The following is a 23,438-nucleotide window of genomic DNA, read 5'->3' as shown; positions in this document are numbered from 1 at the left end:
CGTCGCGGCGATGTTCATGGGGTCCAAACATACCGGCACATGGAGGGCTGCCCCGCGCGCACGGCGGGTTGCGATACTAAGCCGACTCAGTCTTCAGGAGGAATGTCATGCCCATCGCCACCCCCGAGGTCTACGCCGAGATGCTGGCACGCGCCAGGGAGAACGTCTACGCGTTCCCTGCGATCCACTCTGCACCTTGTCGGAGACCGTGAACGCCGCCATCAAGGGCTTCGCCGACGTCGGCAGCGACGGCATCATCCAGTTCTCCACCGGCGGTGCGGAGGTCGCCTCGGGTCTCGGCGTCAAGGACATGGTCACCGGCGCCGTCGTGCTGGCCAAGTTCACCAGCACCATCGCGGCCAAGTACCCGATCAACGTCGCCCTGCACACCGACCACTGCCCGAAGGACAAACTGGCCTGCTACGTGCACCCGCTGGTGGACATCTCGGCGCAGCGCGTCGCGGCCGGTAAGGACCCGCTGTTCCAGTCACACATGTGGGACGGCTCGGCGGTTGCCGCTCGACGAGAACCTCATCATCGCCAAAGAGCTGTTCAAGGCGGCGGCCGCGGCCAAGATCATCCTGGAGATCGAGATCGGCGGGGAGGAGAACGGCGTCGACAACGAGATCGACGACAAGCTTCTACACCACTCCGGAGGGCTTCGAGCAGACGATCGAGGCCCTCGGCACCGGTGAGCATGGCAAAGTACCTGTTGGCCGAGACGTTTGGCAACGTCCACGGCGTCTACAAGCCCGGCAACGTCAAGCTGCGGCCCTACATCCTGGCGCAGGGTCAGAAGGTGGCGGCCAAGCTCGGTCTGCCCGACGACGCCAAGCCGTTCGACTTCGTCTTCCACGGCGGGTCGGGCTCGCTGAAGTCGGAGATCGAGGAGGCGTAGCGCTACGGCGTGGTGAAGATGAACGTCGACACCGACACCCAGTACGCGTTCTCCCGTCCGATCTCCACGCACATGTTCACCAATTACGACGGCGTGCTCAAGGTCGACGGCGAGGTGGGCAGCAAAAAGCTCTACGACCCGCGTAGCTACCTCAAGAAGGCCGAAGCCGGGTGACCGAGCGGGTGATCGGCGTGTGCAACGACCTGCACTGCGTCGGAAAGTCGATCGGCATCTAGCCGCTGGGGGCTTGGCAGATCTTCCACTGATCGTCGCGGTACTGCAGGTCGAGGCTGCGCGTCGACCGCAGTTGCGGGTCGTAGGCCATGAACGTGGTAACGTTGGCCTCGGCGTGCTGGCCGTTGATGACGATCTGGTCGACGCTGGCGATCACCGGGTATTGCTTGGCCGCCGAAACCCGTTGGTACGTCTCGGCCCATGAGCGTTCGTCGTAATCGACGTAACCGTCACGGGTGGTGCCGCAGGTGATGCTGCGCAGCTGGGTGAGGTCTCCGCGCTGTACCGCGCTGTCGAAGTTGTGGATGGCCTGACGTACCAGGTCTTTTTGCGAGACGTGGGTGTGCCTTCCGCGGGTGAGCAGCACGGTACCCAAGATCGCGATGGCCGTCAGCGCCAACACGATCACGGTGATCGCCAGCACCCAACCCCAGTTGAAATTCTGCGACGCAGGACGTGGCTTGTTTCCGTCGTGTCCCGGAATAGATTGCGGAACAGCCGGTTTCGGTTGAGGTGGAGGTTGTCCCGGCGGTCCGGGTTGTCCGGGGGCGGTGTTGAACACCTCGGTCGCCGGCTCGGCAGTGGTCGCGATGATCGCGGTTTCCTTCGCGTCGAAGCCCGGTGCGGTGAAGCGGCGTTCGCCCTGCTGCTGGTCCGGGTCGGTCTCGGGATCGGATTTGTCGATCACCACGGTCTCGGTCTCCGGGTGGGTCGGAACGAGCGGGTAGGCCTCGGTGGCGTTATCTTCGGCCTGTTCCGCGCCCGGGTCTTCACCTGGCGGGGTGCTTCCGCGGTTGGGCTCCGGTGGGTTAGGCATGAGTTGGAGCTTAGCGACCCGCGGCGGGACGGCAGAATGGAACTTATGACACCAATGGGTGATCTTCTGGGACCAGATCCGATCCTGCTGCCCGCCGACAGCGAAGCGGAAGCCGAGTTGCTGGCTAACGAGAATCCGGGCATCGTCGCCGCGGCGCATCCGGCGGCGTCGGTGGCCTGGGCGGCCCTCGCCGAGGAGGCGCTGGCCGAGGACCGGGCCATCACCGCGTACGCGTACGCCCGGACCGGTTACCACCGGGGCCTGGACAAGCTGCGCCGCAACGGCTGGAAGGGCTTCGGGCCGGTGCCCTATTCGCACGAACCCAACTGCGGCTTCCTGCGGTGCGTGGCGGCGTTGGCCCGGGCCGCCGACGCGATCGGCGAGGCCGACGAGTACGGCCGCTGCCTGGACCTGCTCGACGATTGCGACCCGGCGGCCCGTAAGGAGCTGGGGCTCTAGAGCTCCCCAGAACGCCTCAGAAGTCCTCGGCGCAGTAAATGTTGCCGTTCTCGACCTGGACGGTGGCGTGCTCGAGGCCGCGTTCGTGCAGCACGGCACGCGCGGCGCTGAGCACCTGCGCGGAATCGTGCGGGCGGCGCTGGTCAGGTGCACGGTGCACATGTCCCTGCCCGGCGACAACGTCCACACCTGCAGATCGTGCACTTCGGTGACACCGTCGACCGCGCGCAGTTCCTCGACGTCGATGTGGGCCGGCGACGTCTCGGACACCGCATCGCCGCGCGCGCCAGCGAGAACGCGTGTGGCAGCACCCACATCGCGACCAGCAAGGCCACCACCACGTCGGCGTAGGACCAGTGCGTCGTGACGGTTACGACGCCGGCGATCAGCACGCCGAGGCTGCCGACGGTGTTGGTGACAACCTCCATGTAGGCACCCTTGACCGCGAGGCTGCCCCCGGAGTGGTGACCGCTGCAGCATCGCCACCACGAGGTTGGCGCCAACCCCGGCCAACGCCACCACGGTCATCGGGACACCGTGCACTACTTCCCCTGTACCGAGCCGGTCGATCGCCTCGACGAGGATGAACACCGCCACGCCGACCAGCAACGCGGTATTGGCTATCGAGGTGAAGACTTCGGCGCGATGCCAGCCGTAGGTGCGATTCGGCGATGTACTGCTGCGCCTGGCCAGGATCACCGCGAGCCAGCCTCATGAACACCGCGACCACGTCGGTGAGCATGTGACCCGCATCGGCCAGCAGCGCAAGGGAATTGATCAGCAGAGAGGTGGTCAGCTCCACCACGAAGAAGACTGCCAGGATCCCGGCGGCCATGGATCTGCGCGGAATCATTCGAGAAGCGGAGGCCCCATCCGAGGCCTCCGCAGGGGGGTGGCTGTGTCCGGCGCCCATGCCGCCAATATATGCAGGAAAGCGCATATATTTCAGGGTCGGATCCAGCGGCTCCAGAAGCGGGTCAGCGAATTCCCGGCGCTGGCGAGCAGGTGCGGTATCCCGGACAGGTCGAAGAACCAGGCCACGATCCCGAACAACCATTGGTTGATCACCGGCGCCAGCAGCAGGAACAACATGATGAACACGCCATACTGTTTGGCCGGCGCGACCGCGCGCTGCGTGTCCGGACTCAGGTGCGGTTCCAGCGCGTCGTAGCCGTCCAGCCCCGGGACGGGCAGCAGGTTCAGCATCACCGCCATGATTTGCAGGAAGCCGAGAAACGCCGCCCCGGCCCACAGCACCCAGTGGTCCGGGTCGAAGAACAGCCGCGTCAGCGTCAGCAACAGCACCGCCAGCACCAGGTTCGCCGCCGGGCCGGCCAGACTGACCAGCGTGCGGCGCGTCGGCGTCCTGAACCAGCTGCGCACATAGACCGCGGCGCCGGGCAGACCGATCCCGCCCAGCGCGATGAAAACCATCGGCAGCAGCAACGACAGGCCGGGGTGCGCGTACCGCCGCGGATCCAGCGTCAGGTAGCCGCGCACCGCCTCGTCATGATCCCCGAACCGCCAGGCCATCATCGCGTGGCCGAATTCGTGCAGGCACAGCGACACCAGCCAGCCGGCGATCACGAAGATGAACACTCCGGCGTAGGCCATCGGACGCACTGTCGTTCCGGCCAGCCACGCCAACACGCCGCCGGCCGCCGTCAGCGCGATCAGGGTGAAGAAGATCGGGCTGGGTCGCACCGAAGCACGCCCGTGTGAGTCCACCGGTCGAAACTACCGGACTAGCAGCCAGCCTTCGACGTGGCGGTAGAACGTCGACCGGCGCGCGGGACGGGGCGCGGCGACCCCGTCGCGGATCACCACGACACCGGTGCTGCCCAGCTGGACGGCGCGCCCGGTGATCCATCGCCGCCAGGGTGGGCGCAGCGCGGCCCGCAGGCCCGGCATGGACAGTGTCGGTTCGACGTCGGCGCCGGTGACGTCGCCGTCGAACAGCTGGGTGTCGTCGACGACGGCCTCACCCCTCAGGCGTTGCACGTCGGCCGGTGGCCGCCAGCCGGCCCGGCCCACGATCACGGAACCGGTCTCGTCGCGCACCAGCGTGACCCGCTGCGCCGCACCGCGCCGCGCTCGGCGCGCCGCGCGACGGCCCGCCGGCACGCGGTAGATCCGGGTGGCCCGGGTGCGCCGTGGTGGCACGTAGGCGACCTCGACGTCGAGGCGTTCGGCGCGCATCAGCCGGCTCAGCACGGCGGCCAGCTCGGCGTCGGCGCCGACCACCGCCAACCGCCGATACGGCCCGATCGCCGCGCCGATCGCCGCGGCGGCGGCGCGGTCGACTTGGTGGATCGGCAGCCCGCGCAGCGGCGCGGGGAGTCGTCGCCCGCCGAAGCGCAACACCGCCACGCTCGACGTGTCGGCGGCGATATTCATGAGCTCCTCACGACCCTACTGAGATATGGTTGTTTCCCGGCTGGACCACAATAAGCAGGCGAGACCAGGCGGGAGCGTGCCACATGCCGGCAATCGTCCTCATCGGCGCCCAATGGGGCGACGAGGGCAAAGGTAAAGCCACTGACCTGCTTGGTGGCCGCGTGCAGTGGGTGGTGCGCTATCAGGGTGGCAACAACGCCGGGCACACGGTCGTCTTGCCGACCGGCGAGAATTTCGCCCTTCATCTGATCCCGTCGGGGGTCCTGACTCCCTGTGTGACCAACGTCATCGGCAACGGCGTGGTGATTGATCCCGGCGTCCTGCTCGACGAGCTCAAGGGGCTGCAGGATCGCGGTGTCGACACCTCCAGGCTGCTGATCTCCGCCGACGCCCACCTGTTGTTGCCTTACCACGTGGCCATCGACAAGGTGACCGAGCGCTACATGGGCAACAAGAAGATCGGCACCACTGGTCGCGGCATCGGGCCGTGCTACCAGGACAAGATCGCCCGCCAGGGCATCCGGGTGGCCGACGTGCTCGACCCGGAGCTACTGGCCCACAAGGTCGAGGGCGCCCTGGAGCTCAAGAACCAGATTCTGGTCAAGGTCTACAACCGCAAGGCGCTCGATCCGCAGCAGGTGATCGAGGCGCTACTGGAACAGGCCGAGGGGTTCAAGCACCGCATTGCCGACACCAGGCTGCTGCTCAACACCGCGCTCGAGGCCGGCGAAACCGTGCTGCTGGAAGGCTCGCAGGGCACGCTGCTCGACGTCGACCACGGCACGTATCCCTATGTGACGTCGTCGAATCCGACGGCGGGCGGCGCGGCCGTCGGGTCCGGCATCGGTCCCACCCGCATCACCACCGTGCTCGGGATACTCAAGGCCTACACCACCCGCGTCGGCTCGGGCCCGTTCCCGACCGAATTGTTCGATGAGAACGGCGCATATCTGTCCAAGACCGGCGGCGAATTCGGCGTAACGACCGGTCGGCGCCGCCGCTGCGGCTGGTTCGACGCCGTCGTCGCCCGCTACGCCACCCGGGTCAACGGCATCACTGACTACTTCCTGACCAAGCTCGACGTGCTGTCCAGCCTGGAGACGGTGCCGGTATGCGTGGGGTATCGCGTCTACGGCACCCAGACCAACGAGATGCCGATGACCCAAAGTGACCTGTCGCGGGCCGAACCGATCTACGAAGAGCTGCCCGGCTGGTGGGAAGACATCTCCGACGCCCGCGAGTTCGACGACCTGCCCGCTAAGGCGCGTGACTACGTGTTGCGTTTGGAAGAGCTTGCCGGAGCGCATGTTTCGTGCATCGGGGTGGGGCCGGGCCGCGACCAGACCATCGTGCGCCGCGACGTGCTGGCGGCCCGCCGGTGACCGACCCCGACCCCAAAGAGCTCGACCCCGACTACGAACACCACGGCGGTTGCCCGGAATACGGTCCGGCTACCCCCCGCCCAGGCTTCGGCCGGTTCGTGGCGACCATGCGCTGGCTGCAGGACCTTGCCGTGTCCGCCGGCCGAGCGACGACGTCTGGGACGAGGCGGCCGATCGTGCCGCCGCCCTGGTGGAGCTGTTGAGCCCGTTTCAGGCCGACACGAGGGTCAGGCCCCGGCGGGGCGGACGCCCGATCTGCCGGGCATGGGCAGCATGCTGTTGCCGGCCGTGTACGTTGACCCGCTACCAGCCCGACGGCTTCGAAATGACCCGCCAGTTCACCCGGTCCACGTTGGCGGCAACTACACGGTGCACGGGGGTGTGCTGCCGCTGCTGTTTGATCACATGTTCGGGATGATCTCGCACGCCGCCAACCGGCCGATCAGCCGCACGGCCTTCCTGCACGTCGACTACCGCAAGATCACCCCGATCAACGTTCCGTTGCGGGTGAGCGACGGGTCACCAGCACCGAGGGAGGAAGGCCTTCGTCGCCGCGGAGTTGGTTGATGCGGACGGCGCACTGTTGGCGGAGGCCAACAGTTTTTGATGGTGCGTTTGCTGCCTGGCCAGCCCTGACGCGCGCGGCACATATCCTTGGCTGGTGACTGACGGCGTTACCGAAGGACCGCCCGCGCCCGCCAGCGGGCCCCGCGTGCTGTTGCTGGGTTCCGACGAAGCTCAGCGGGGACCTCGCGATCGCCCTGCGCCGCCTCGGTGCGCAGGTGGACGAGCATCGCGACGTCGTGACCGACGCGGTGGCGGGGGTGATCGACCGGCTGCGCCCGTATGTCGTGGTGACCGCCACCTCGGCGGTGTCGGGTCGGACCCTCGACGTCCTCGCCGCCCGCGCCGACGAGGGCACCCTCGAGCTGGTGCCCAATGCCCGGACGGTGCGGCTGACGAGCGACCGCGAGGCATTGCGCCGGGCTGGCCACCGATCGATTGGGCCTGCCGACCGCGCTGTTCTGGTTCGTCGGGTCGGTCGACGAATTGCGGGCGGTCGCCGCGCACGGCGGCTACCCCATGCTGGTCGAGTCGGTGAGCGGCCCAGCCGGGCGATCCATGGTGGCCGGCCCGACGAGGTCGAGGCGGTCTGGCATCGCGCCATCGGGCAGAGCGAGACGCTGCGCGTGCTCGCCGAGACCGTGGTCGAGGTCGAGGTTTGCTTCACACTGCTCGCAATCCGCACCGAGGGGCCCGGCGGGCCGGTGATCGAGTTCTGTTCGCCCATCGGGCATCGCCGCGCCGAGCAGGACGTGCTGGAGTCCTGGCAACCGCAGCCAATGAGCCCGGCCGCCCTCGACGCGGCCAAGTCGATCGCGGCGCGCATCGTCAAGGCGCTGGGTGGCCGCGGTGTCGTCGCCGTCGAACTGATGATCCACGGCGACGAGGTGTACTTCGCCGCTGTCGGGGCGGTGCTGCCGCAGAGCGCCTGGGTAACTCTGCGCAGTCAACGGATTTCGGCGATCGAACAGCAGGCGCGGGCGATTCTAGGGCTGCCGGTGGACGCGCTGATGATCTCACCGGCGGCCGCCCGCTCGACCCGTCCGGCGACCACCGCCGCGACGCTGACCGCGGCGGTGGCCATCCCGGAGACCGACCTGCGGGTGTTCTGGTCGCGGGCCGGACCCGCGGCGGGGCGTGGCGCTGGCCACCGCACCGGAAGTGGCGGCCGCCCGGGACCGCGCTCGCGATGCGGCCGCAGCGGTGTCCGAGGACCGCCACTAGACTCACGCTGATGAGCTACGCAGGAGACATCACACCGCGCGAGGCCTGGAGGTTGCTCAGCGACAACCCGCAGGCGGTGCTGGTGGACGTGCGCACCGAGGCTGAATGGCGGTTCGTCGGAGTGCCCGATCTGTCCAGTCTCGGCCGCGACCCGGTCTTCATCGAGTGGACCACGGCGGCCGGTCAGCCCAACCAGAACTTCTTGGCCGAACTGAAGGAGCGGGTTGGGTCCGAGGCGGGCCCGGTAGTGTTCCTGTGTCGTTCCGGCAACCGCTCGATCGGCGCGGCCGAGGTCGCGACCGAGGCGGGTATCACGCCGTCCTACAACGTGCTGGACGGTTTCGAGGGGCACCTTGACGAGCAGGGGCATCGTGGTGAAACCGGTTGGCGTGCAGTCGGATTGCCATGGAAGCAGGGATGAAACAACAATGACCGACAAGCCTTCGGTGCGCATTTCGAAGGTCCTTCCCGACGGTGTAGGCCAAGCCACGATCGGCGTGCGCGGGGGACTATTGCGGTCGGCATTTGACGAGACCGCCGAGGGGATGTTCTTAAGTTCCGGCTATGTCTATCCGTCCGCGGCGGAGGCCGAGCAGTCGTTCTCGGGGGATATCGACCGCTACGTGTACTCGCGCTACGGCAATCCCACCGTGTCGATGTTCGAGGAACGGCTGCGGCTGATCGAGGGCGCGCCGGCGGCGTTCGCGACGGCCAGCGGCATGGCCGCGGTGTTCACCTCGCTGGGCGCGCTGCTGGGTGCCGGCGATCGGTTGGTGGCCGCGCGCAGCCTGTTCGGGTCATGTTTCGTGGTTTGCAACGAGATTTTGCCGCGCTGGGGCGTGAAGACGGTCTTCGTCGATGGCGACGATCTCACCCAGTGGGAGCAGGCGTTGTCGGTGCCCACCCAGGCGGTGTTCTTCGAGACGCCGTCCAATCCGATGCAGTCGTTGGTGGACATCGCCGCGGTGACCGAAATGGCGCACGCCGCGGGAGCAAAGGTGTTGTTGGACAACGTCTTTGCCACTCCACTACTGCAGCAGAGCTTTCCGCTGGGGGTGGATGTCGTGGTGTATTCCGCCACCAAGCACATCGACGGTCAGGGCCGGGTGCTGGGCGGCGCCATCCTCGGCGACCAGGAGTACATCGACGGTCCGGTGAAAAAGCTGATGCGCCACACCGGCCCCTCGATGAGTGCGTTCAACGCCTGGGTGCTGCTGAAAGGCCTTGAGACACTGGCGGTTCGGGTGGAGTACAGCAACGCCTCGGCACATCGGATTGCGGAGTTCCTCGAGGAGAATCCGGCGGTGCGGTGGGTGCGCTACCCGTATCTGTCGTCCCACCCGCAACACGTCCTGGCGAAACGCCAGATGTCCGGTGGCGGAACGGTTCTCACTTTCGAGCTGGACGCGGACGCCGCCGTCGTCAAGGACCGGGTCTTCCAGGTGCTGGACAAGCTGCGGATAATCGACATATCCAACAACTTGGGCGACGTGAAATCGCTTGTCACACACCCGGCTACGACGACGCACCGGGCGATGGGGCCGGAGGGTCGCGCCGCGATCGGGCTCGGTGACGGCGTGGTCCGCATCTCGGTCGGTCTGGAGAACACCGACGATCTGATCGCCGACATCGACCAGGCCCTGAGCTAACTGGCGGCCTGCTTTTCGGCTTGTTCGGCCTGGGTGAGTGCTTACATCCAGTTCCGGGTCACCACCCTGGCGTAGATCATCTGAGTGATGATGGCCATCTGGCTTCGGCCATCGCCCAGGAAGGTGGTGAACCAGGCGACGACGGCGGTGAACCGGTTCTTGAGGCCGACCAGGTAAAGCAGGTGCAACCCCAGCCAGGCCAGCCAGGCGATGAAGCCGCCGAATTCCAGCTTGCCGACCTGCGCGACGGCGCTGAACCGGGAGATGGTGGCCATGCTGCCCTTGTCGAAGTAGCTGAACGGCTTGTGGGTGGCCGGGTTGTCTGTGCCCTTGACCATGGCTTTGATTCGGTAGGTGGCATAGTGTGCGCCCTGGGCCATCCCGGGCACGTTGGGCACCGACATCAGGTCACCGACGACGAAGATGTTCGGGTGTCCCTTGATGGTCAGGTCGGGCTCGACCACCACCCGTCCGGCCCGGTCGATCTCGGTGCAGTCGGACTGGTCGGCGAGGATCTTGCCCAGCGCGCTGGCTTGCACGCCGGCCGCTCACACCTTGCAGGCGCATTCGATGCGGCGCTTGGTGCCGTCCTTCTCCTTGATCGTGATGCCCATGTAGTATACGTCGTCGACTATCGCGTTGAGCTGGACTTCGACCCCCCCCCCTTCTCTCCAGCCTCTTTCAGGTCTGCAGATCCTTCTGGCTTTCTCCGTAGCGCATACCCACCCTAATAACGTCGCCTCGCGCGGTGTCGCGCGTTCACGGAGTCGGCGCGGGCCATCGCCACCCGCAAACTCACAATCAACGGTAGTGTTCCGATAGCCATGAAACAATTCGTCGTTGCAGGACTGGCGGGCGGCCTCACGGTCGGCGCGCTACTCGCCTTAGCACCGCCGGCCAACGCGGGTTGCCAGTTCGGCCGGAGTCGCGTTCAGCAAGTGCGACGGACCAGTTCAGCCCTACGGAACCTGGCAGCGGTGTGTCGTGTTCCCGCCCGCTCGCAGTCACTGATATTGGCTGCGGCAGTGATGAATTGAGCCGTGTCCTGCCCATCGGATTCTTGGGCGTCGGGTCGTTGAGACTCTTGAGTTGCTGGGACAGCTGCGGCGCCGCACCCGACTCGCCGATGACCGGTCCAGCGTTGGTGGTGGTCATCGGCGGCAGCGTGGCGTTTGCGCCCTGTCCGGCCAGCCTAATGCACCGAGGCCTGGGGCTTTCGGCGTTACTGGGTCGCCGAGCAGCACTTCGTGGCCGTCGCCAGCGCCGCGCCGGCGGTGCTGATCGGATAGATCGCGGCCGCTACCAACACGATTCGAGTTGGCGCCGCGGCTGTGCAACTGGGCTACACCACCACCATCGCGGTGGTCGAGAGTTTCGGCATGCCCGAAGCTTTCTACCCGGGGCGCATCGATCTGGGGGTCGGACGGTCCGGGCAGCGACGCGCCGAACAGCACAAGCCGAAGAAGCCGACACAACGACGGCATACTGGCCCTGCTCGACGGCACGTACCGCGCGGGAAAATTCGACGTGCACGCGGTGCATGGAGAAGGAAGTAGCTTGCGGCCTCGGGTCTTTGGCAGCACCGGGGTCAAAGTGCGCGGGTGGTCGGGGTGCGGGGGCTGTCGTTCGTCGCGAGCTACCACATCACGCCCGCCACCGCTCTGGAAGCGTCGAGGCCTACCGCGAGACGTTTGTGCCGTCGGCGGCGCTAGCGCGACTCTACGTGGTGGTGTCGGCGGACATCGTCGTCGCCGACGACAGCGACACCGCCCAACGGCTGGCCGCCGGGTACGGCTACTGGGTCTACTCGATACGAACCGGTGTCGGCGCCATGTCCTACCCCGAACCCGGAAACTGTCCGCCACTGACCGAAGAGCAGCTGGTCCTGGTAAAGGATTGGACAGCAACGCAATTAGTGGGAACCTCGGGTGAGGTTGCCGAGTGGTTGCGGGCGTTGCAGCGGGTCACCGGCGCCGACGAACTGGTCATCACCTCGGTGACCCATCGCCACAAGGACCGGTTGCGCTCGCACGAGCTGATCGCGCGGGAGTGGGCAGCCAGATCGAATTAGATTCGTTCGTCCACCTCGCCCGCACCGCCGAACGGGGAATTTTCGACCTCTTCTTCCTCGCCGATGGCCTGCGGCTGCGCGAGCACCGCGGACGCATCTACGACCTCGACGTGGTGGGACAGCCGGACACGTTCACCGTGCTGTCGGCGCTGGCCGGTGTCACCGATCGGATCGTCCTGACCGAAACGATCAACACCACCTTCAACGAACCATTCAAGGTGGCAAGACAATTCGCCACGTCATCATCAGGTCAGCGGTGCCACCGCAATCGCCATGCTCGAACAGGTGTGGGGGCGTGAACTCTATTGATTTCGACCCGGACGGTCCGCTGCCCGAGTTCGATCCGGTCGTAGACAGCGACATCACCCAGGGCCGGGTACGCCACGTCGACCCCGTCGCGGTCGCGACCCATTGGCGGCAGCGCGTCGAGGCAGAAACCCTCTCGATCCGAGAGCTGATCATCACCGTCACCAGCCGGGAGCAGTTCGTCGGCACCGCCGCCCGAATCGCCGACGAGATCGACGAATACATCCAGGCCGACGCCTGCGACGGGTTCATCCTGGTGCCGTATTTGACGCCGCACGGTTTCGACGAGTTCGTCGACCGGGTGGTACCGCTACTACAGGAACGCGGCGCCTATCACACTGAGTGCGTCGGCGAAAATCTGCGAGATCATTTTGGGCTCAGCGAGTTCGCGGCGCGTACATGATCACCGCCACGCCGATCAGGCATATCAAACGCGCCGGCGACATCCCAGCGGTCGGGCCGAAACCGGTCAAAAGCCATGCCCCACAACAGTGAGCCCGCCACGAAGACGCCCCCGTACGTTGCCAGGACCCGACCGAAATGGGAGTCAGGCTGCAAGGTGGCGACGAAGCCGTAGGCGCCGAGGGCGACGACGCCCCAGCCCGCCCACACCCAGCCGCGGTGTCGCGGATGCCCTGTCACACCAGCCAGGCGCCGCCGATCTCGAGCAGCGCCGCCAGGGCGAACAGTGCGACCGACTTGGCGGCCGTCACCGAACACTCGCTTGTTTCGACGCCTTCGCCAGCGCCGCGTCGGTGGCTTCGCGGATCGGGCCGCGCCACAACGGACCGTGCCCGGGCGCCAGGAGCTCGGTCTCCAACAGCGCCAGCGCGGAAAGAGTGCGGATACAGTCCTCCTGGCTGTAACTGAAGATCGCCGGCAGCAGCTGCGGCCCGTCATGACGGATCAACGGGTGCCCGGTGATCAGCGCGTCGCCGCTGACCAACACATTGTCGACCAGGTACGAGTAATGACCGTGGGTGTGGCCGGGGCTGAACACCGGCCGCGGGTGTCCAGGCAGCGCCGCGGCGCTCTCGGGTGTCAGCGGCTTGGTGGTCGGGATGCCGTCGCGTAACAGGCCGCCGCTGCGCACCACGTGAGCGGTCCACACCGCCCAGCGCGGTCGCCAGAGCCGCAGCGCGAGATCGACGGGCGACACCTGCTCGAGGTATTCGCGCTTGGCGTGGCCGACTTCATCGGCGTGGCAGTAGACCGGTGTGCCGTGCTCCGTGGCAAACCAGATGGCCGAGCCCAGGTGGTCGATGTGGGCATGGGTGAGGAGGATGGCGCGCACGTCGCCAGGGCCGTGGCCGAGCCGGCGCAGCGAAGACAGCACCGCTTCGCGGTCGCCGGGATAGCCCGCGTCGATCAGCAGCACGCCGGTGTAATCGGTGACCAGTGTCCAGTTGACCGCCTCACCCTCGACGAGGTGAACGCTGTCGGTGACTTGGACAAGAGCTCGCGCCGTTCCCATGCGGGCGAGTCTAAAGCGATCGCAGGTTCGGCAAAGCCGCGCGCGGCGCTTCGAGATCCGGACGTCGCGGGTCGCGACTGACAACGTATGGAGTACAAAGAATATTGGAGTACAAAGAACGAGTGGCCGAACTGAAGCTTGGATATAAGGCGTCCGCTGAACAATTTGCTCCGCGTGAGCTCGTCGAACTTACTGTGGCCGCCGAAGAACACGGCATGGACAGCGCTACGGTCAGCGATCATTTTCAACCCTGGCGGCACGAGGGCGGGCACGCCCCGCTCTCGCTGGCGTGGATGACCGCCGTCGGCGAGCGCACCAAACGACTCCAGCTGGGGACGTCGGTGCTCACCCCGACGTTCCGCTACAACCCCGCCGTCATCGCGCAGGCGTTCGCGACGATGGGCTGCCTCTACCCGGACCGCATCTTCCTCGGTGTCGGGACCGGGGAATCGCTCAATGAGATCGCCACCGGGTACGAGGGCGAATGGCCGGAGTTCAAGGAGCGCTACGCCCGGCTCCGCGAGTCGGTGCGGCTGATGCGTGAGCTGTGGCTGGGCGATCGGGTCGACTTCGAGGGCGAATATTACCACACCAAGGGCGCTTCCATCTATGACGTGCCCGAGGGCGGCATCCCCATCTACATCGCGGCGGGTGGTCCGCAGGTCGCCAAGTACGCCGGCCGCGCCGGTGACGGCTCCATCTGCACCTCCGGCAAGGGGGAGGAGCTGTATAAAGACAAGCTCATTCCCGCGATGCGGGAGGGCGCCGAAGCGGCGGGCAAAAATCCTGATGACATCGACCGGATGATCGAGATCAAGATCTCCTACGACACCGATCCCGAGCGGGCGCTGGAAAACTGCCGGTTCTGGGCACCGCTGTCCCTGACGGCCGAACAGAAGACCAGCATCCACGACCCGCTCGAGATGGAGAAAGCCGCCGACGAGCTGCCGATCGAACAGGTCGCCAAGCGGTGGATCGTCTCCTCGGACCCCGACGAGGCCGTCGAAAAGGTCGGGCAATACGTGGAATGGGGCCTCAACCATTTGGTGTTCCACGCACCAGGACACGATCAGCGCCGGTTCCTCACCCTCTTCGAGAAGGACCTGGCGCCCAGGTTGCGACGACTTGCCTGACACCGCGCCAGCCGCTTCGGCGATCTACATCGCGGCGCCCGAGCCGGAGACCGGCAAATCGACGATCGCGTTGGGATTGCTGAATCGGTTGACCGCAACGGTCGCCAAAGTTGGTGGGTTCCAGCCGATTAAGCGGGTTTCCGGTGTCGGTGGGTCGCCGGAGCAGCGCCACTACATCTTGGAGCTGCTGCTGACGCGTACCACCGCGGACCTGTCCTACGAGCAGTGCGTGGGCGCCACCTACCAGGACATCCATGCCGAGATCGACGCCGCGCTCGCCAACATCGTCGATGCGTATCACGCCATGGCGCAGGCCTGTGATGCGGTGGTGATCGTCGGCAGCGACTACACCGATGTCACCACGCCCGCCGAGCTTTCGGTCAATGCCGCGCATCGCGGTTAATCTCGGTGCCCCCGTGCTGCTGGCGGTGCGCGCGAAAGGGCGTTCGGCCGAGCAGACCGCGACGGTCGTCGGGGTGTCTCTGGCCGAACTGGCCACCCAGCGCGCGCACACTGCGGCAATGGTGGCCAGTCGGTGCGAGCCAGCCGAGATGAGCGTGGCCGCCGAAGCGCTCGGCAGATTAGAGCCCACCCAGCTATGTGATGCCGGACGATCCGGTGCTCGCGGCGCCGACCGTGGAGGAGCTGCGGCAGGCCGTACGCGGGACGCTGGTCAGCGGGGACACCGAGTTGGTCGAGCGTGAGGCGATGGGCGTGCTGGTGGCCGGTATGACGGCCGACCACGTGCTGGAGCGGTTGCGCGACGGCATGACGGTGATCACCCTGGGCGACCGCTCCGACGTCGTGCTAGCCGCCGCGAGTTCCCATGCGGCCGAAGGGTTTCCATCGCTGGCGTGCATCGTGTTCAACGGTGGCTTCCAGCTGCACCCGTCGATCGCGGCGCTGGTCGCCGGGCTTAGGCTGCGCCTGCCAATCATCGGGAACGACCCGGGGACCTACGACACGGCCAACGCGGCGTTCCTGGCGGGGGCGGGTCACCGCTGGCTCGCAACGCAAGATCTACACCGCGCTGGAGTTGATGGAGCATCACTTCGACATCACCGAGCTCGTTGCCCAGCTTGCCATTCCTATCCCGACGGTGACGACTCCGCAGATGTTAACTTATCGGTTGACCCAGATGGCGCGGGCGGACTGCCGGCACATCATGCTGCCCGAAGGCGACGACGACCGAATCCTCAAGGCCGCCGGTCGGGTGCTCAAACGCCGCATCGTCGACCTGACCATTTTGGGCGATGAGGGCCGAATCCGTTTACGCTCAGCAGAACTCGGTGTCGCATGCACGATGCGACGATCCTCGATCCGTACGACGAGGACTTGTGCAACCAGTTCGCCTGCAGATACGCGGAGCTGCGTAAAGCCAAAGATATCACCTTAGAGCATGCCCACGAGTTCATGCATGACGTCTCGTATTTTGGCACCATGCTGTTCTACAACGGCACGGTGTCCGGTGCCGCCCACACCACCGCCCATACGGTGCGCCCGGCGTTCGAGATCATCCGGACCGTCCTGGACGTCTCGACCGTGTCGAGCATCTTCCTGATGTTCCTGCCCGATCGGGTGCTCGTCTACGGTGACTGCGCGATCGTCTCGGACCCCGCACCCGAACAGCTCGCCGATATCGCGATCAGCTCGGCGCGCACCGCCGCGTGGTTCGGCATCGAGCCGAGGGTGGCGCTGCTGTCCTATTCCACCGGCGATTCGGGAAGTGGGGCGCTGCTCGCCGGTGGCCGGTCACGCGACGGTGCTGATTTTTCCCAACCTCAATACCGGCAACAACACCTACAAGGCGGTGCAGCGCAGTGCTGGGGCCATCGCGATCGGACCGGTGCTACAGGGTCTGCGTAAGCCGGTGAACGATCTGTCCCGCGGTGCGCTGATTGAAGACATCGTCAACACCATTGCGATCACCGCTATCCAGGCGCAGGGCGTCGGCCATGACTGATCGCGCCAACCGCCCTGTGCTGGTGATCAATTCGGGGCCATCGTCGCTGAAGTATCAGCTGGTCGATCCGGAATCCGGCGTTGCGTAGGCCGGTAGCGGCATCCAGCAGATCGGCGAACCGTCATCGCGGGTGGCTTCCCACGAGGAGGCGTTGCGTCTGGCGTTCGAGCAGATGCGCGAATCCGGGGTTGACCTGCGCTCGGGCGGACTGCTGGCGAGTCGGACACCGGGTTGTGCACGACGGCAAGGAGTTCTATCGTCCGACGCTCATCGACGATGCGCGGATCGTCGATCTCGAGAAGTTGTCGCAACTCGCCCCGCTGCACAATCCCCCGGCGATCGAGGGCATCAAGGTGGCACGCCAACTGCTGCCGGACGTCGTTCACATCGCCGTGTTCGACATGGCGTTCTTCCATGACCTGCCGCCCGCGGCCGCGACCTATGCGTTGGACCGGGACGTGGCCGAGCGATATCAGATCCGCCGTTACGGGTTTCACGGCACGTCGCATGAGTATGTGAGCCAGCAGGCGGCCGCGTTCCTGCACCAACCGTTGGACGAGCTGAACCAGATCGTCCTGCACCTGGGCAACGGCGCGTCGGCGTCGGCGATCGCCGCCGGCCGGCCGGTGGACACCTCGATGGGCCTGACCCCGCTGGAGGGGCTGATGATGGGCACCCGCAGCGGCGACGTGGACCCGGGTGTCATCAGTTACCTGCGGCGCACCGCGCACATGGATGTCGACGCGGTCGAGTCGATGCTCAACAATCGCTCCGGTGTCTGTGGCTGGTCGATGAGCGTGATTTCCGCAAGCTGCACGCGATGATCGAATCCGGTGACAGCGCAGCACGATTGGCCTACGACGTGTTCATCCACCGGCCGCGCAAGTACATCGGGGCTTATCTGGCAGTGCTGGGCAGCACCGATGTCATCACCTTCACCGGGGGCATCGGCGAAAACGATGCAGCGGTGCGCCGCGACGCGATGGCCGGGCTGGATCGGCTGGGTATCGTCCTCGACGAGGGCCGCAACCTCTCGGCCGCCAACCGCGCGTCGCGGATCTCTGCCGACGATTCGCCGATCGCCGTGCTGATGATCCCGACGAACGAAGAACTCGCCATTGCCCGTGACTGCGCGAACCTCCTGGCCGGCTGACCCCGCTTGAGTGTGCACTTGCGGCGTTGAATGTTTTGTCCAGGGCGGGGCGCATCGGCGTGTCGCCGCCGCACACGCACACGCAACGCCCCTGTGCATAACTGAATTCACGGTCGGGACCGCTGTGCCAGGGTTCCCGTCATGTGGGATCTGAGTCAGCCGTTCATCGGCAGCGAGGCATCGGCGTCCGGCGTCCTGAACTGGCCTCAATTTGCGCACGCGCTACCGCGCGGTGTTCTCCAACGTCTATCTGTCCCGGCACGTCGAGGCGTCGCTTCAGTCGCGCACGGTCGCGGCCTGGCTGTGGTCGAGGCGTCGCGGCATCGTCGCGGGGTCCGCCGCTGCGGCATGGCACGACGCAGGTGGATCCCCGACGGCGTCCCGATCGAACTGCTCCATGCCAGCACACGCGCTCCCCACGGTATCCTCTCGAGACGGGATACGCTGCTGGACAACGAATTCAGGTCGTCGGTGGGCTGCACGTCACCACGCCGGAGCGGACGGCCTTCAACATCGTCCGTCGCGGGGCGATTCGATTGCGATGGTCCGGTTGAATACGCTTGCGCAGGCAACGGGTGTCAAGGTAGACGACGCGCTTCGCGTCGCGAGCGATCACCTGCGCTCACCGGGGCTGCGCCGCCTCGAGTCGCTAGAGCTGGTTGATGCGGGCGCTCAGTCGCCGCGCGAGAACTATCTGCGGTTGCTGCTGATCGACGCGGGTCTGCCGCGGCCGCGGACTCAGATCCCGGTCGTCGGGGTGGACGGCATGCTGGTGGCCTACCTCGATTTGGGCTGGGAGGACTGCATGGTAGGGGTGGAATACGACGGCGAGCAGCATCAAACGGATCGACGGCAATATCTCAAGGACATCCGCCGGCTGGAAACCGTCGAGCAGCTGGGCTGGACGGTCGTTCGGGTGGTGGCTGAGAACCGGCCCGCCGCGATCGTGAGGCGGGTTCGTGCTGCTCTCGCCGCCTCGAGTGTGCAGCAACGGTTTTGAGTGTGCACTGGCGGCGGGGTGTGCGGGCGTGTCGCCGCCGCGAGAGCACACTCAACGTCGCAGACGCACAGGGCCGCACACCTAGAAGGTGCTGGTTGGGCGCACCTTATTGGCCATGTCGACCAGCGTGTAGCGGTGCCGCTGCGTCGGCGCAACCCGGGCCAAGCTACGCAACGACGCCTCCACACCCAGCCGCAACCCGTGCTGGGTGAACGGGAAGCCGAGGATGTGGTTGGTGCTGGCCTGGTTGTCCTGCAGCCAGTCCATCGCGGCGCCCAGGACCAGCGCGCGGATCTGCAGCACCCGCGGCTCGGTGGGCGGCAGCGCCTCGACTCGCCGGGCGGCGTCGCGAATCTGCTCCTCGGTGATCTCGCTGCTCGATCGGCCGGACAGCAGCGTCACGGCGCTCGTCAGCCGGGCGGTGGTGAAATGCCGAGACGTCGGCGGGACCTCGTCGAGGGTGCGCACCGCACGCATCCGATCTCCCGCCGCGGAAAGGGATCTCGCCAACCCGAACGCCGCCGAGATCACGCCGTCGTTGGTGCGCCACACCGTTTCGTAGAACTTGTTCACGTCGACGTTGCCGGCGAGCTCGCCGGTCGCGGCCAACGCCAGCTTCGGCGCCAGTTCGCCGGGGAAGATGTCGAGCACCTCGGTGAAATGCTTGATCACGGAATCGTAGTCGCCGGTGAGCAATTCGGCGACGGCGCGGAACCAAACAAGCCGCCAGCGCCACCCTACCCGCTCGGCCAGGTCGTCGAGCTTGCGGGTCGCCTTGGCCACATCGCCTAGGTCGAGCAGCGCGCGGACTTCCATCAGCGGCAGCTCGACGGACTCCGAGACGTCGATACCCTCGGCGGCCAGCGAACCGTGCCGCGCTGCACGCAGCGAGTCCAGGGTCTGCACCGGCTGAGACAGCACGGTGGCCTGCAGCACCGGGGCGGCGACGTCGGTCGGATCGACCAGCGGCACCGACAGCGCAGTCACGATCTCGCGCGCCGTCAGCTTCTCCGAATGCACCTGGCCGTCGAGATACACATCGGTGTGCGCGACCGACAGATCCACCCCGAAGGTGGATCGGCTGGGGCTGAACAGTGTCGACAGCCCGGGCCGCGGCACGCCGGAGTCCTGTGCGACCACTTCGCGCAGCACGCCCATCAATTGCGTGGACATCTCCTCGGCGGAGGTAAACCGGCGCCGCGGGTCCGGGTCGATGGCGCGGCGCAGCAGCCGGCCGAACGAGTCGTAGGTGGATAGCACCGGATCGTCTTCGGGCAGCCCGTCGACGTAGCGTCCGTTGCGGGTGCGCAAATTCAGCGTCAGCGCGGCCAACGTGCGGCCCACCGTGTAGATGTCGGTGGCGATCGTCGGCCCGGTGCGCACGATCTCCGGTGCCTGATAGCCCGGTGTGCCGTAGAGGTAGCCGAACGAGTTGATCCGCGAGACCGCGCCGAGGTCGATCAGCTTCAGCTGCTCCTCGGTGAGCATGATGTTCTCCGGCTTGAGGTCGTTGTAGACCAAGCCGATCGAATGCAGATAGCTCAGCGCCGGCAGGATTTCCAGCAGGTAGGCGATGGCTTCGGCGACGGGCAGCTTTTTGTCCTTCTTCCCCCGCTTGAGTGACCGACCGCCGATGTACTCCATGACGATGTAGCCGACCGGGTTGCCGTGCCGGTCGGTGTGCTCGACGAAGTTGAAGATCTGCACGATCTGCGGGTGGACGACCTCGGCGAGGAATTTCCGTTCGGCCATCGCGATAGCCTGCGCTTCGGCGTCACCAGAATGCACCAGCCCTTTGAGCACCACCGGCCGGTCGTTGACGTTGTGGTCGACGGCCAGGTACACCCAGCCCAGCCCGCCGTGCGCAATGCAGCCCTTGACCTCGTACTGGTTGGCGACGATGTCGCCGGCGTTGAGCTGGGGCAGGAACGAATACGGACTACCGCACGACGGGCACTTGCCCTCCGATGCGCCCTTACCCTCGGCGCTCGACCGGCCCACCGGCTTGCCGCAGTTCCTGCAGAACCGTTTGCTCTCCGGCACCACCGGATTGGTCATCAGCGCCTCGAGCGGATCGATGTCGCGGACCCGCGGGATCTCCACCAGCCCGCCACCGAGCTGCCTGGTGGGCGGCAGCACGCGGGTCGCGACCGTCATCCGGTCTTGCGGTTCGCTGTTAAGGTTGCCCAGCGCGACGTGAGGCAGGTCGTCGTCATCGTCGTCCCAGTCGGGACGGAACAGCGCCTGGGTGGCGTGTATGCGGCCCGTGGTCGCGCCGGTTTGTGCGTCCTGGGTGCCGGGGTCCATGTCCTCGGCGTCGTGTTCGGATTCAGACATCAGTTCACATACCTCGGTACAGGGGGCGCCGGCGCCGGACCCAGAACCGTTAACCACTTGCGGTACAACGTGTTCCAGGTGCCGTCGCGGCGGATGCGCTCCAGTGTGCCGTTGACGAACCGGACAAGTCCCGTGTTGTCCAGGTTGATCCCGATGCCGTAAGGCTGGGTGGCCATGTTCGGTCCGACGATGTGCAGGTAGGGGTCTTCCTCGACCAGCCCGGCAAGAATCGAATCGTCGGTGCTGACGGCGTCGATCTCCCGCTGCTGCATGGCGACCAGGCAGTCCGCCCAGTTGACGACGGAGACGATGATCGGAGGTGGGTCGATCTGGCGGATGCGGTGCAACGACGTGGTGCCCCTGGCCACGCAGACCCGCTTGCCGGACAGGTCGCTTACTTTGGTGATCGGAGAATCACGCGGCGCCAGGATGCGCTGATTGGCGTCGAGGTAGACCGTGGTGAAGTTGACTAGTTTGCGGCGCTCGCAGGTGATGGTCATCGTCTTGACGACGACGTCGACCTCGGAGTGCTGCAGGGCGGTGATGCGCTCGTCCGACGACAGGATCCGGTACTCGACATGCGACGGCGCACCGAAGATGTCGCGCGCGATCTCCCCGGCGATATCCACGTCGAAGCCGGTGATCTCGCCGGTGATGGGGTCACGGAAGCTGAACAGGTTACTGCCGATGTCGAGGCCGACGATCAACCGGCCACGGGCGCGGATGTTTGCCACGGCCGCGTCGGCCTCGGACTTGGTGGCGAACGGCCGCAGGCTGGCGGTGGCGTCGCAGTCCTCCTGGCCGGCGGCGTCCGGCGGCTGGGGCGGCAGTTGCTGCATGCCGACCGGGGTGGGCGGCGGCAGCGTGGGCGCCGTGGCGACGGTCAGCGATTCGGTGTGCCCACAACTTGCCAGCAGCATCGCCGCGGCGAGTGGCCCGAGGTAGGCGCACGCCCGGCGGGTCCTGGGCGGGCGGTTCATTATCGATACTCTTTCAGCCGCGGCCACAGGCCCAGGGCGACCGCGACGGCCGCGCCGAGGCTGAGCACCACGCCGCCGACCTGGGCGCCGGACAGTCCGCTGCGTGCGTTGACCACGTCGTTGCGCAGGCGGGTACGGCTCTGCGTCATCGCCTTGCCCAGCTGATCCTCGAGTTTGTCGAACGCCGGGGTCGAGTCGTCCTCGGCGCTGCCCAGTGCGATCTGGGTGGCGGCGCGGTAGTTGCCGACCGAGATGTAGGAGTTGATGCGATCGTTGGCCTGACGCCACCGCACCAACAGCTCGTCGGCGCCTTGCAGATCGGCTTTGTCGACGGCGTCGTTGCGGGCCATGTAGTGGTCGATCTGCTCGTGCATGTAGTCGATGCGCTGATAGAACGACTGCTTGCGGATCTGCTCGTCGCCGCGCCGAATCAGCGACAGCGTTTCGTCGGCCCGGGCTTGCTGGGCGGTGATCGCCACGTTGGTCGCGGTCTTCAGCGACGCGGCCGCCGTGTCCTTTGCGCTTCGACTGGCGGCCGTGGAGATTGTCAGCGCGGTTCCGACCCAGACCACCATGACGAGAATACCGAGAGCACCCACCACCAGGCCCGGGTTGATTCGGCGCCGGGTCCGCCGGGCCAGCCAGCGATGCGAGAACAGACCGAACGCCACCGTGGTGGCGACGACCAGAATGACCGGGGCCGGGAAGTGCGTGGACGCAGTGGTTTCCGTGTCCACCCGCTCCGAGGTCGCCCGGTACAACTGGGCGGCGTCCGGCAGGATCGTCGACTGCATCAGACCTGAGGCTTCCGACAGATACGACGACCCCACCGGGTTGCCCTCCCGGTTGTTGGTCCGCGCGATCTCGATCAACCCCGTATAGACGGCCAACTCGGCGTTGATCTTGCCGAGCAGCTGCACCAACGGTTCATCGGTCAGCCCACTCGATGCCCGGGTCACGGCCACCGCCGCATCGGTGATGGCCTGCTCGTACCGCAGCCGCACCGGCCACGGCTCGGCCTGGGCGATGAACGCGGTGGCCGCCGCGGCGTCGGCCACCGACAGCGTGGTGTAGAGCCGTCCGGCCGCAAAGGCCAGCGGCTCGGTGTGGTTGAGCACGGTGGTCAGCACTTGCTGGCGATGGTTGATGGTCGTCGAGGTGGCGAACGCGCTCGACACACCGAGTGCCGCCAGCAAAATGCCGATTGTCAGGATGCGTCCTGGGGTCGTCGAGAAGAACCACCAGCGAGGGTGGGCCGGTTCGCCCGGCGACCGCGACCCCAGCGGCTCGGTCGACGGATGCGCCAGCTCAACCGTCACGTGTCTGCAGACCTCAACTTTCGGCCACCGGAGTGCACTGTTCGAAGGCGTATAAGCAAATTCTAAGAGCATGTCGGG

13 protein-coding genes and 12 pseudogenes are annotated in these 23,438 nt (G+C 66.4%); 14 read left to right on the top strand and 11 right to left on the bottom strand.

Going from position 1 to position 23,438, the window contains the following annotated elements; all coding sequences use genetic code 11:
- Positions 1-107: 107 nt before the first annotated feature.
- Positions 108-1,134: pseudogene (gene fbaA / locus FQ389_RS01825) on the top strand (class II fructose-bisphosphate aldolase).
- On the opposite strand, the gene FQ389_RS01830 reads toward fbaA, so the two are convergent.
- Positions 1,131-1,949, bottom strand: a complete 819-nt coding sequence (locus tag FQ389_RS01830) for an Rv0361 family membrane protein (RefSeq protein ID WP_144205930.1) — start codon at positions 1,947-1,949, stop codon at positions 1,131-1,133. The pseudogene fbaA and the gene FQ389_RS01830 overlap by 4 nt on opposite strands.
- 45 nt (positions 1,950-1,994) lie before the next feature.
- Here FQ389_RS01830 and FQ389_RS01835 point away from each other — a divergent pair, with 45 nt between their 5' ends.
- Complete coding sequence (locus FQ389_RS01835; RefSeq protein ID WP_144205931.1) at positions 1,995-2,408, top strand: DUF3151 domain-containing protein; 414 nt, start codon at positions 1,995-1,997, stop codon at positions 2,406-2,408.
- Positions 2,409-2,424: 16 nt separating this feature from the next.
- Here FQ389_RS01835 and FQ389_RS21925 read toward each other — a convergent pair whose 3' ends face one another.
- The 4 genes and pseudogenes from FQ389_RS21925 to FQ389_RS01850 all read right to left on the bottom strand — a co-directional run bounded on the left by FQ389_RS21925 (position 2,425) and on the right by FQ389_RS01850 (position 4,805).
- Positions 2,425-2,595, bottom strand: coding sequence for a hypothetical protein (locus tag FQ389_RS21925; RefSeq protein ID WP_407662726.1), 171 nt, complete (start codon positions 2,593-2,595; stop codon positions 2,425-2,427).
- Positions 2,552-3,107: pseudogene (locus FQ389_RS21920) on the bottom strand (cation diffusion facilitator family transporter). Before FQ389_RS21920 ends, FQ389_RS21925 begins: the two are co-directional and overlap by 44 nt.
- A gap of 246 nt (positions 3,108-3,353) precedes the next feature.
- A complete protein-coding gene (locus FQ389_RS01845) occupies positions 3,354-4,136 on the bottom strand; it encodes a site-2 protease family protein (RefSeq protein WP_144205932.1) in 783 nt (260 codons plus the stop codon).
- A gap of 9 nt (positions 4,137-4,145) precedes the next feature.
- Positions 4,146-4,805 (bottom strand): peptidase M50, encoded by a 660-nt coding sequence (locus FQ389_RS01850; protein ID WP_144205933.1) that lies wholly within the window; start codon positions 4,803-4,805, stop codon positions 4,146-4,148.
- Positions 4,806-4,888: 83 nt separating this feature from the next.
- Between FQ389_RS01850 and FQ389_RS01855 the strand changes: the two genes are divergently transcribed.
- The 5 genes and pseudogenes from FQ389_RS01855 (at position 4,889) to FQ389_RS01875 (ending at position 9,624) form a co-directional block, all read left to right on the top strand.
- On the top strand, positions 4,889-6,187 hold the full coding sequence (locus tag FQ389_RS01855) for an adenylosuccinate synthase (RefSeq protein ID WP_144205934.1): 1,299 nt from the start codon (positions 4,889-4,891) through the stop codon (positions 6,185-6,187).
- Positions 6,184-6,823, top strand: a pseudogene (locus FQ389_RS01860) (PaaI family thioesterase). The gene FQ389_RS01855 and the pseudogene FQ389_RS01860 overlap by 4 nt, the downstream one beginning before the upstream one ends.
- 25 nt (positions 6,824-6,848) lie before the next feature.
- Positions 6,849-7,975: pseudogene (locus FQ389_RS01865) on the top strand (ATP-grasp domain-containing protein).
- A gap of 10 nt (positions 7,976-7,985) precedes the next feature.
- Positions 7,986-8,396, top strand: coding sequence for a rhodanese-like domain-containing protein (locus FQ389_RS01870; protein ID WP_144205935.1), 411 nt, complete (start codon positions 7,986-7,988; stop codon positions 8,394-8,396).
- A 7-nt stretch (positions 8,397-8,403) separates the two neighbouring features.
- The gene (locus FQ389_RS01875) at positions 8,404-9,624 is read left to right on the top strand and encodes an O-succinylhomoserine sulfhydrylase (protein ID WP_144205936.1); all 1,221 of its coding nucleotides are present in this window, start codon (positions 8,404-8,406) and stop codon (positions 9,622-9,624) included.
- 41 nt (positions 9,625-9,665) lie between these two features.
- Here FQ389_RS01875 and FQ389_RS01880 read toward each other — a convergent pair.
- Positions 9,666-10,280: pseudogene (locus FQ389_RS01880) on the bottom strand (NAD(P)/FAD-dependent oxidoreductase); the annotation flags it as partial.
- 168 nt (positions 10,281-10,448) lie between these two features.
- Here FQ389_RS01880 and FQ389_RS23035 point away from each other — a divergent pair.
- From FQ389_RS23035 to FQ389_RS01890, 3 pseudogenes are all read left to right on the top strand, one after another.
- Positions 10,449-10,608 (top strand): annotated as a pseudogene (locus tag FQ389_RS23035) (CDGP domain-containing protein); the annotation flags it as partial.
- 218 nt (positions 10,609-10,826) lie between these two features.
- Positions 10,827-11,695, top strand: a pseudogene (locus tag FQ389_RS18765) (MsnO8 family LLM class oxidoreductase); the annotation flags it as partial.
- Positions 11,674-12,404: pseudogene (locus FQ389_RS01890) on the top strand (LLM class flavin-dependent oxidoreductase). The pseudogenes FQ389_RS18765 and FQ389_RS01890, both read left to right, overlap by 22 nt.
- Here FQ389_RS01890 and FQ389_RS01895 read toward each other — a convergent pair.
- Positions 12,379-12,714 (bottom strand): annotated as a pseudogene (locus tag FQ389_RS01895) (YnfA family protein). The pseudogenes FQ389_RS01890 and FQ389_RS01895 sit on opposite strands and share 26 nt — an antisense overlap.
- Entirely contained in the window at positions 12,711-13,475 is a 765-nt protein-coding gene (locus FQ389_RS01900) for an MBL fold metallo-hydrolase (RefSeq protein WP_144205937.1), read from the bottom strand. The pseudogene FQ389_RS01895 and the gene FQ389_RS01900 overlap by 4 nt, the downstream one beginning before the upstream one ends.
- A 122-nt stretch (positions 13,476-13,597) precedes the next feature.
- Between FQ389_RS01900 and fgd the strand changes: the two genes are divergently transcribed.
- From fgd to FQ389_RS01920, 4 genes and pseudogenes are all read left to right on the top strand, one after another.
- The gene (gene fgd / locus FQ389_RS01905; RefSeq protein ID WP_144205938.1) at positions 13,598-14,608 is read left to right on the top strand and encodes a glucose-6-phosphate dehydrogenase (coenzyme-F420); all 1,011 of its coding nucleotides are present in this window, start codon (positions 13,598-13,600) and stop codon (positions 14,606-14,608) included.
- A pseudogene (gene pta, locus FQ389_RS01910) lies at positions 14,601-16,571 on the top strand (phosphate acetyltransferase). Before fgd ends, pta begins: the two are co-directional and overlap by 8 nt.
- A pseudogene (locus FQ389_RS01915) lies at positions 16,564-17,724 on the top strand (acetate kinase). The pseudogenes pta and FQ389_RS01915 overlap by 8 nt, the downstream one beginning before the upstream one ends.
- 141 nt (positions 17,725-17,865) lie before the next feature.
- A pseudogene (locus tag FQ389_RS01920) lies at positions 17,866-18,724 on the top strand (hypothetical protein).
- A gap of 81 nt (positions 18,725-18,805) precedes the next feature.
- Here FQ389_RS01920 and FQ389_RS01925 read toward each other — a convergent pair.
- The 3 genes from FQ389_RS01925 to glnX are packed head-to-tail and all read right to left on the bottom strand — an operon-like array spanning position 18,806 to position 23,360.
- Positions 18,806-21,061 (bottom strand): serine/threonine-protein kinase PknG, encoded by a 2,256-nt coding sequence (locus FQ389_RS01925; protein ID WP_144205939.1) that lies wholly within the window; start codon positions 21,059-21,061, stop codon positions 18,806-18,808.
- Entirely contained in the window at positions 21,061-22,041 is a 981-nt protein-coding gene (locus FQ389_RS01930; RefSeq protein WP_144205940.1) for a glutamate ABC transporter substrate-binding protein, read from the bottom strand. The genes FQ389_RS01925 and FQ389_RS01930 overlap by 1 nt, the downstream gene beginning before the upstream one ends.
- On the bottom strand, positions 22,041-23,360 hold the full coding sequence (gene glnX, locus FQ389_RS01935; protein ID WP_144205941.1) for a protein kinase G-activating protein GlnX: 1,320 nt from the start codon (positions 23,358-23,360) through the stop codon (positions 22,041-22,043). The genes FQ389_RS01930 and glnX overlap by 1 nt, the downstream gene beginning before the upstream one ends.
- Positions 23,361-23,438 lie beyond the last annotated feature (78 nt).

It is taken from the genome of Mycobacterium tilburgii, assembly GCF_902168065.1.
GTDB classification, from domain to species: Bacteria; Actinomycetota; Actinomycetes; order Mycobacteriales; family Mycobacteriaceae; genus Mycobacterium; species Mycobacterium tilburgii.
Note: the sequence above shows the minus strand (reverse complement) of the source record. Positions and strands in the feature narration are given on the sequence as shown.

Excerpts from the sequence above, each read along its gene's own strand:
- FQ389_RS01830 (WP_144205930.1), bottom strand. The coding sequence starts at position 1,949 with ATGCCTAACCCACCGGAGCCCAACCGCGGAAGCACCCCGCCAGGTGAA.
- FQ389_RS01835 (WP_144205931.1), top strand. The coding sequence starts at position 1,995 with ATGACACCAATGGGTGATCTTCTGGGACCAGATCCGATCCTGCTGCCC.
- FQ389_RS01850 (WP_144205933.1), bottom strand. The coding sequence starts at position 4,805 with ATGAATATCGCCGCCGACACGTCGAGCGTGGCGGTGTTGCGCTTCGGC.
- FQ389_RS01855 (WP_144205934.1), top strand. The coding sequence starts at position 4,889 with ATGCCGGCAATCGTCCTCATCGGCGCCCAATGGGGCGACGAGGGCAAA.
- FQ389_RS01870 (WP_144205935.1), top strand. The coding sequence starts at position 7,986 with ATGAGCTACGCAGGAGACATCACACCGCGCGAGGCCTGGAGGTTGCTC.
- FQ389_RS01875 (WP_144205936.1), top strand. The coding sequence starts at position 8,404 with ATGACCGACAAGCCTTCGGTGCGCATTTCGAAGGTCCTTCCCGACGGT.
- FQ389_RS01900 (WP_144205937.1), bottom strand. The coding sequence starts at position 13,475 with ATGGGAACGGCGCGAGCTCTTGTCCAAGTCACCGACAGCGTTCACCTC.
- FQ389_RS01925 (WP_144205939.1), bottom strand. The coding sequence starts at position 21,061 with ATGTCTGAATCCGAACACGACGCCGAGGACATGGACCCCGGCACCCAG.
- FQ389_RS01930 (WP_144205940.1), bottom strand. The coding sequence starts at position 22,041 with ATGAACCGCCCGCCCAGGACCCGCCGGGCGTGCGCCTACCTCGGGCCA.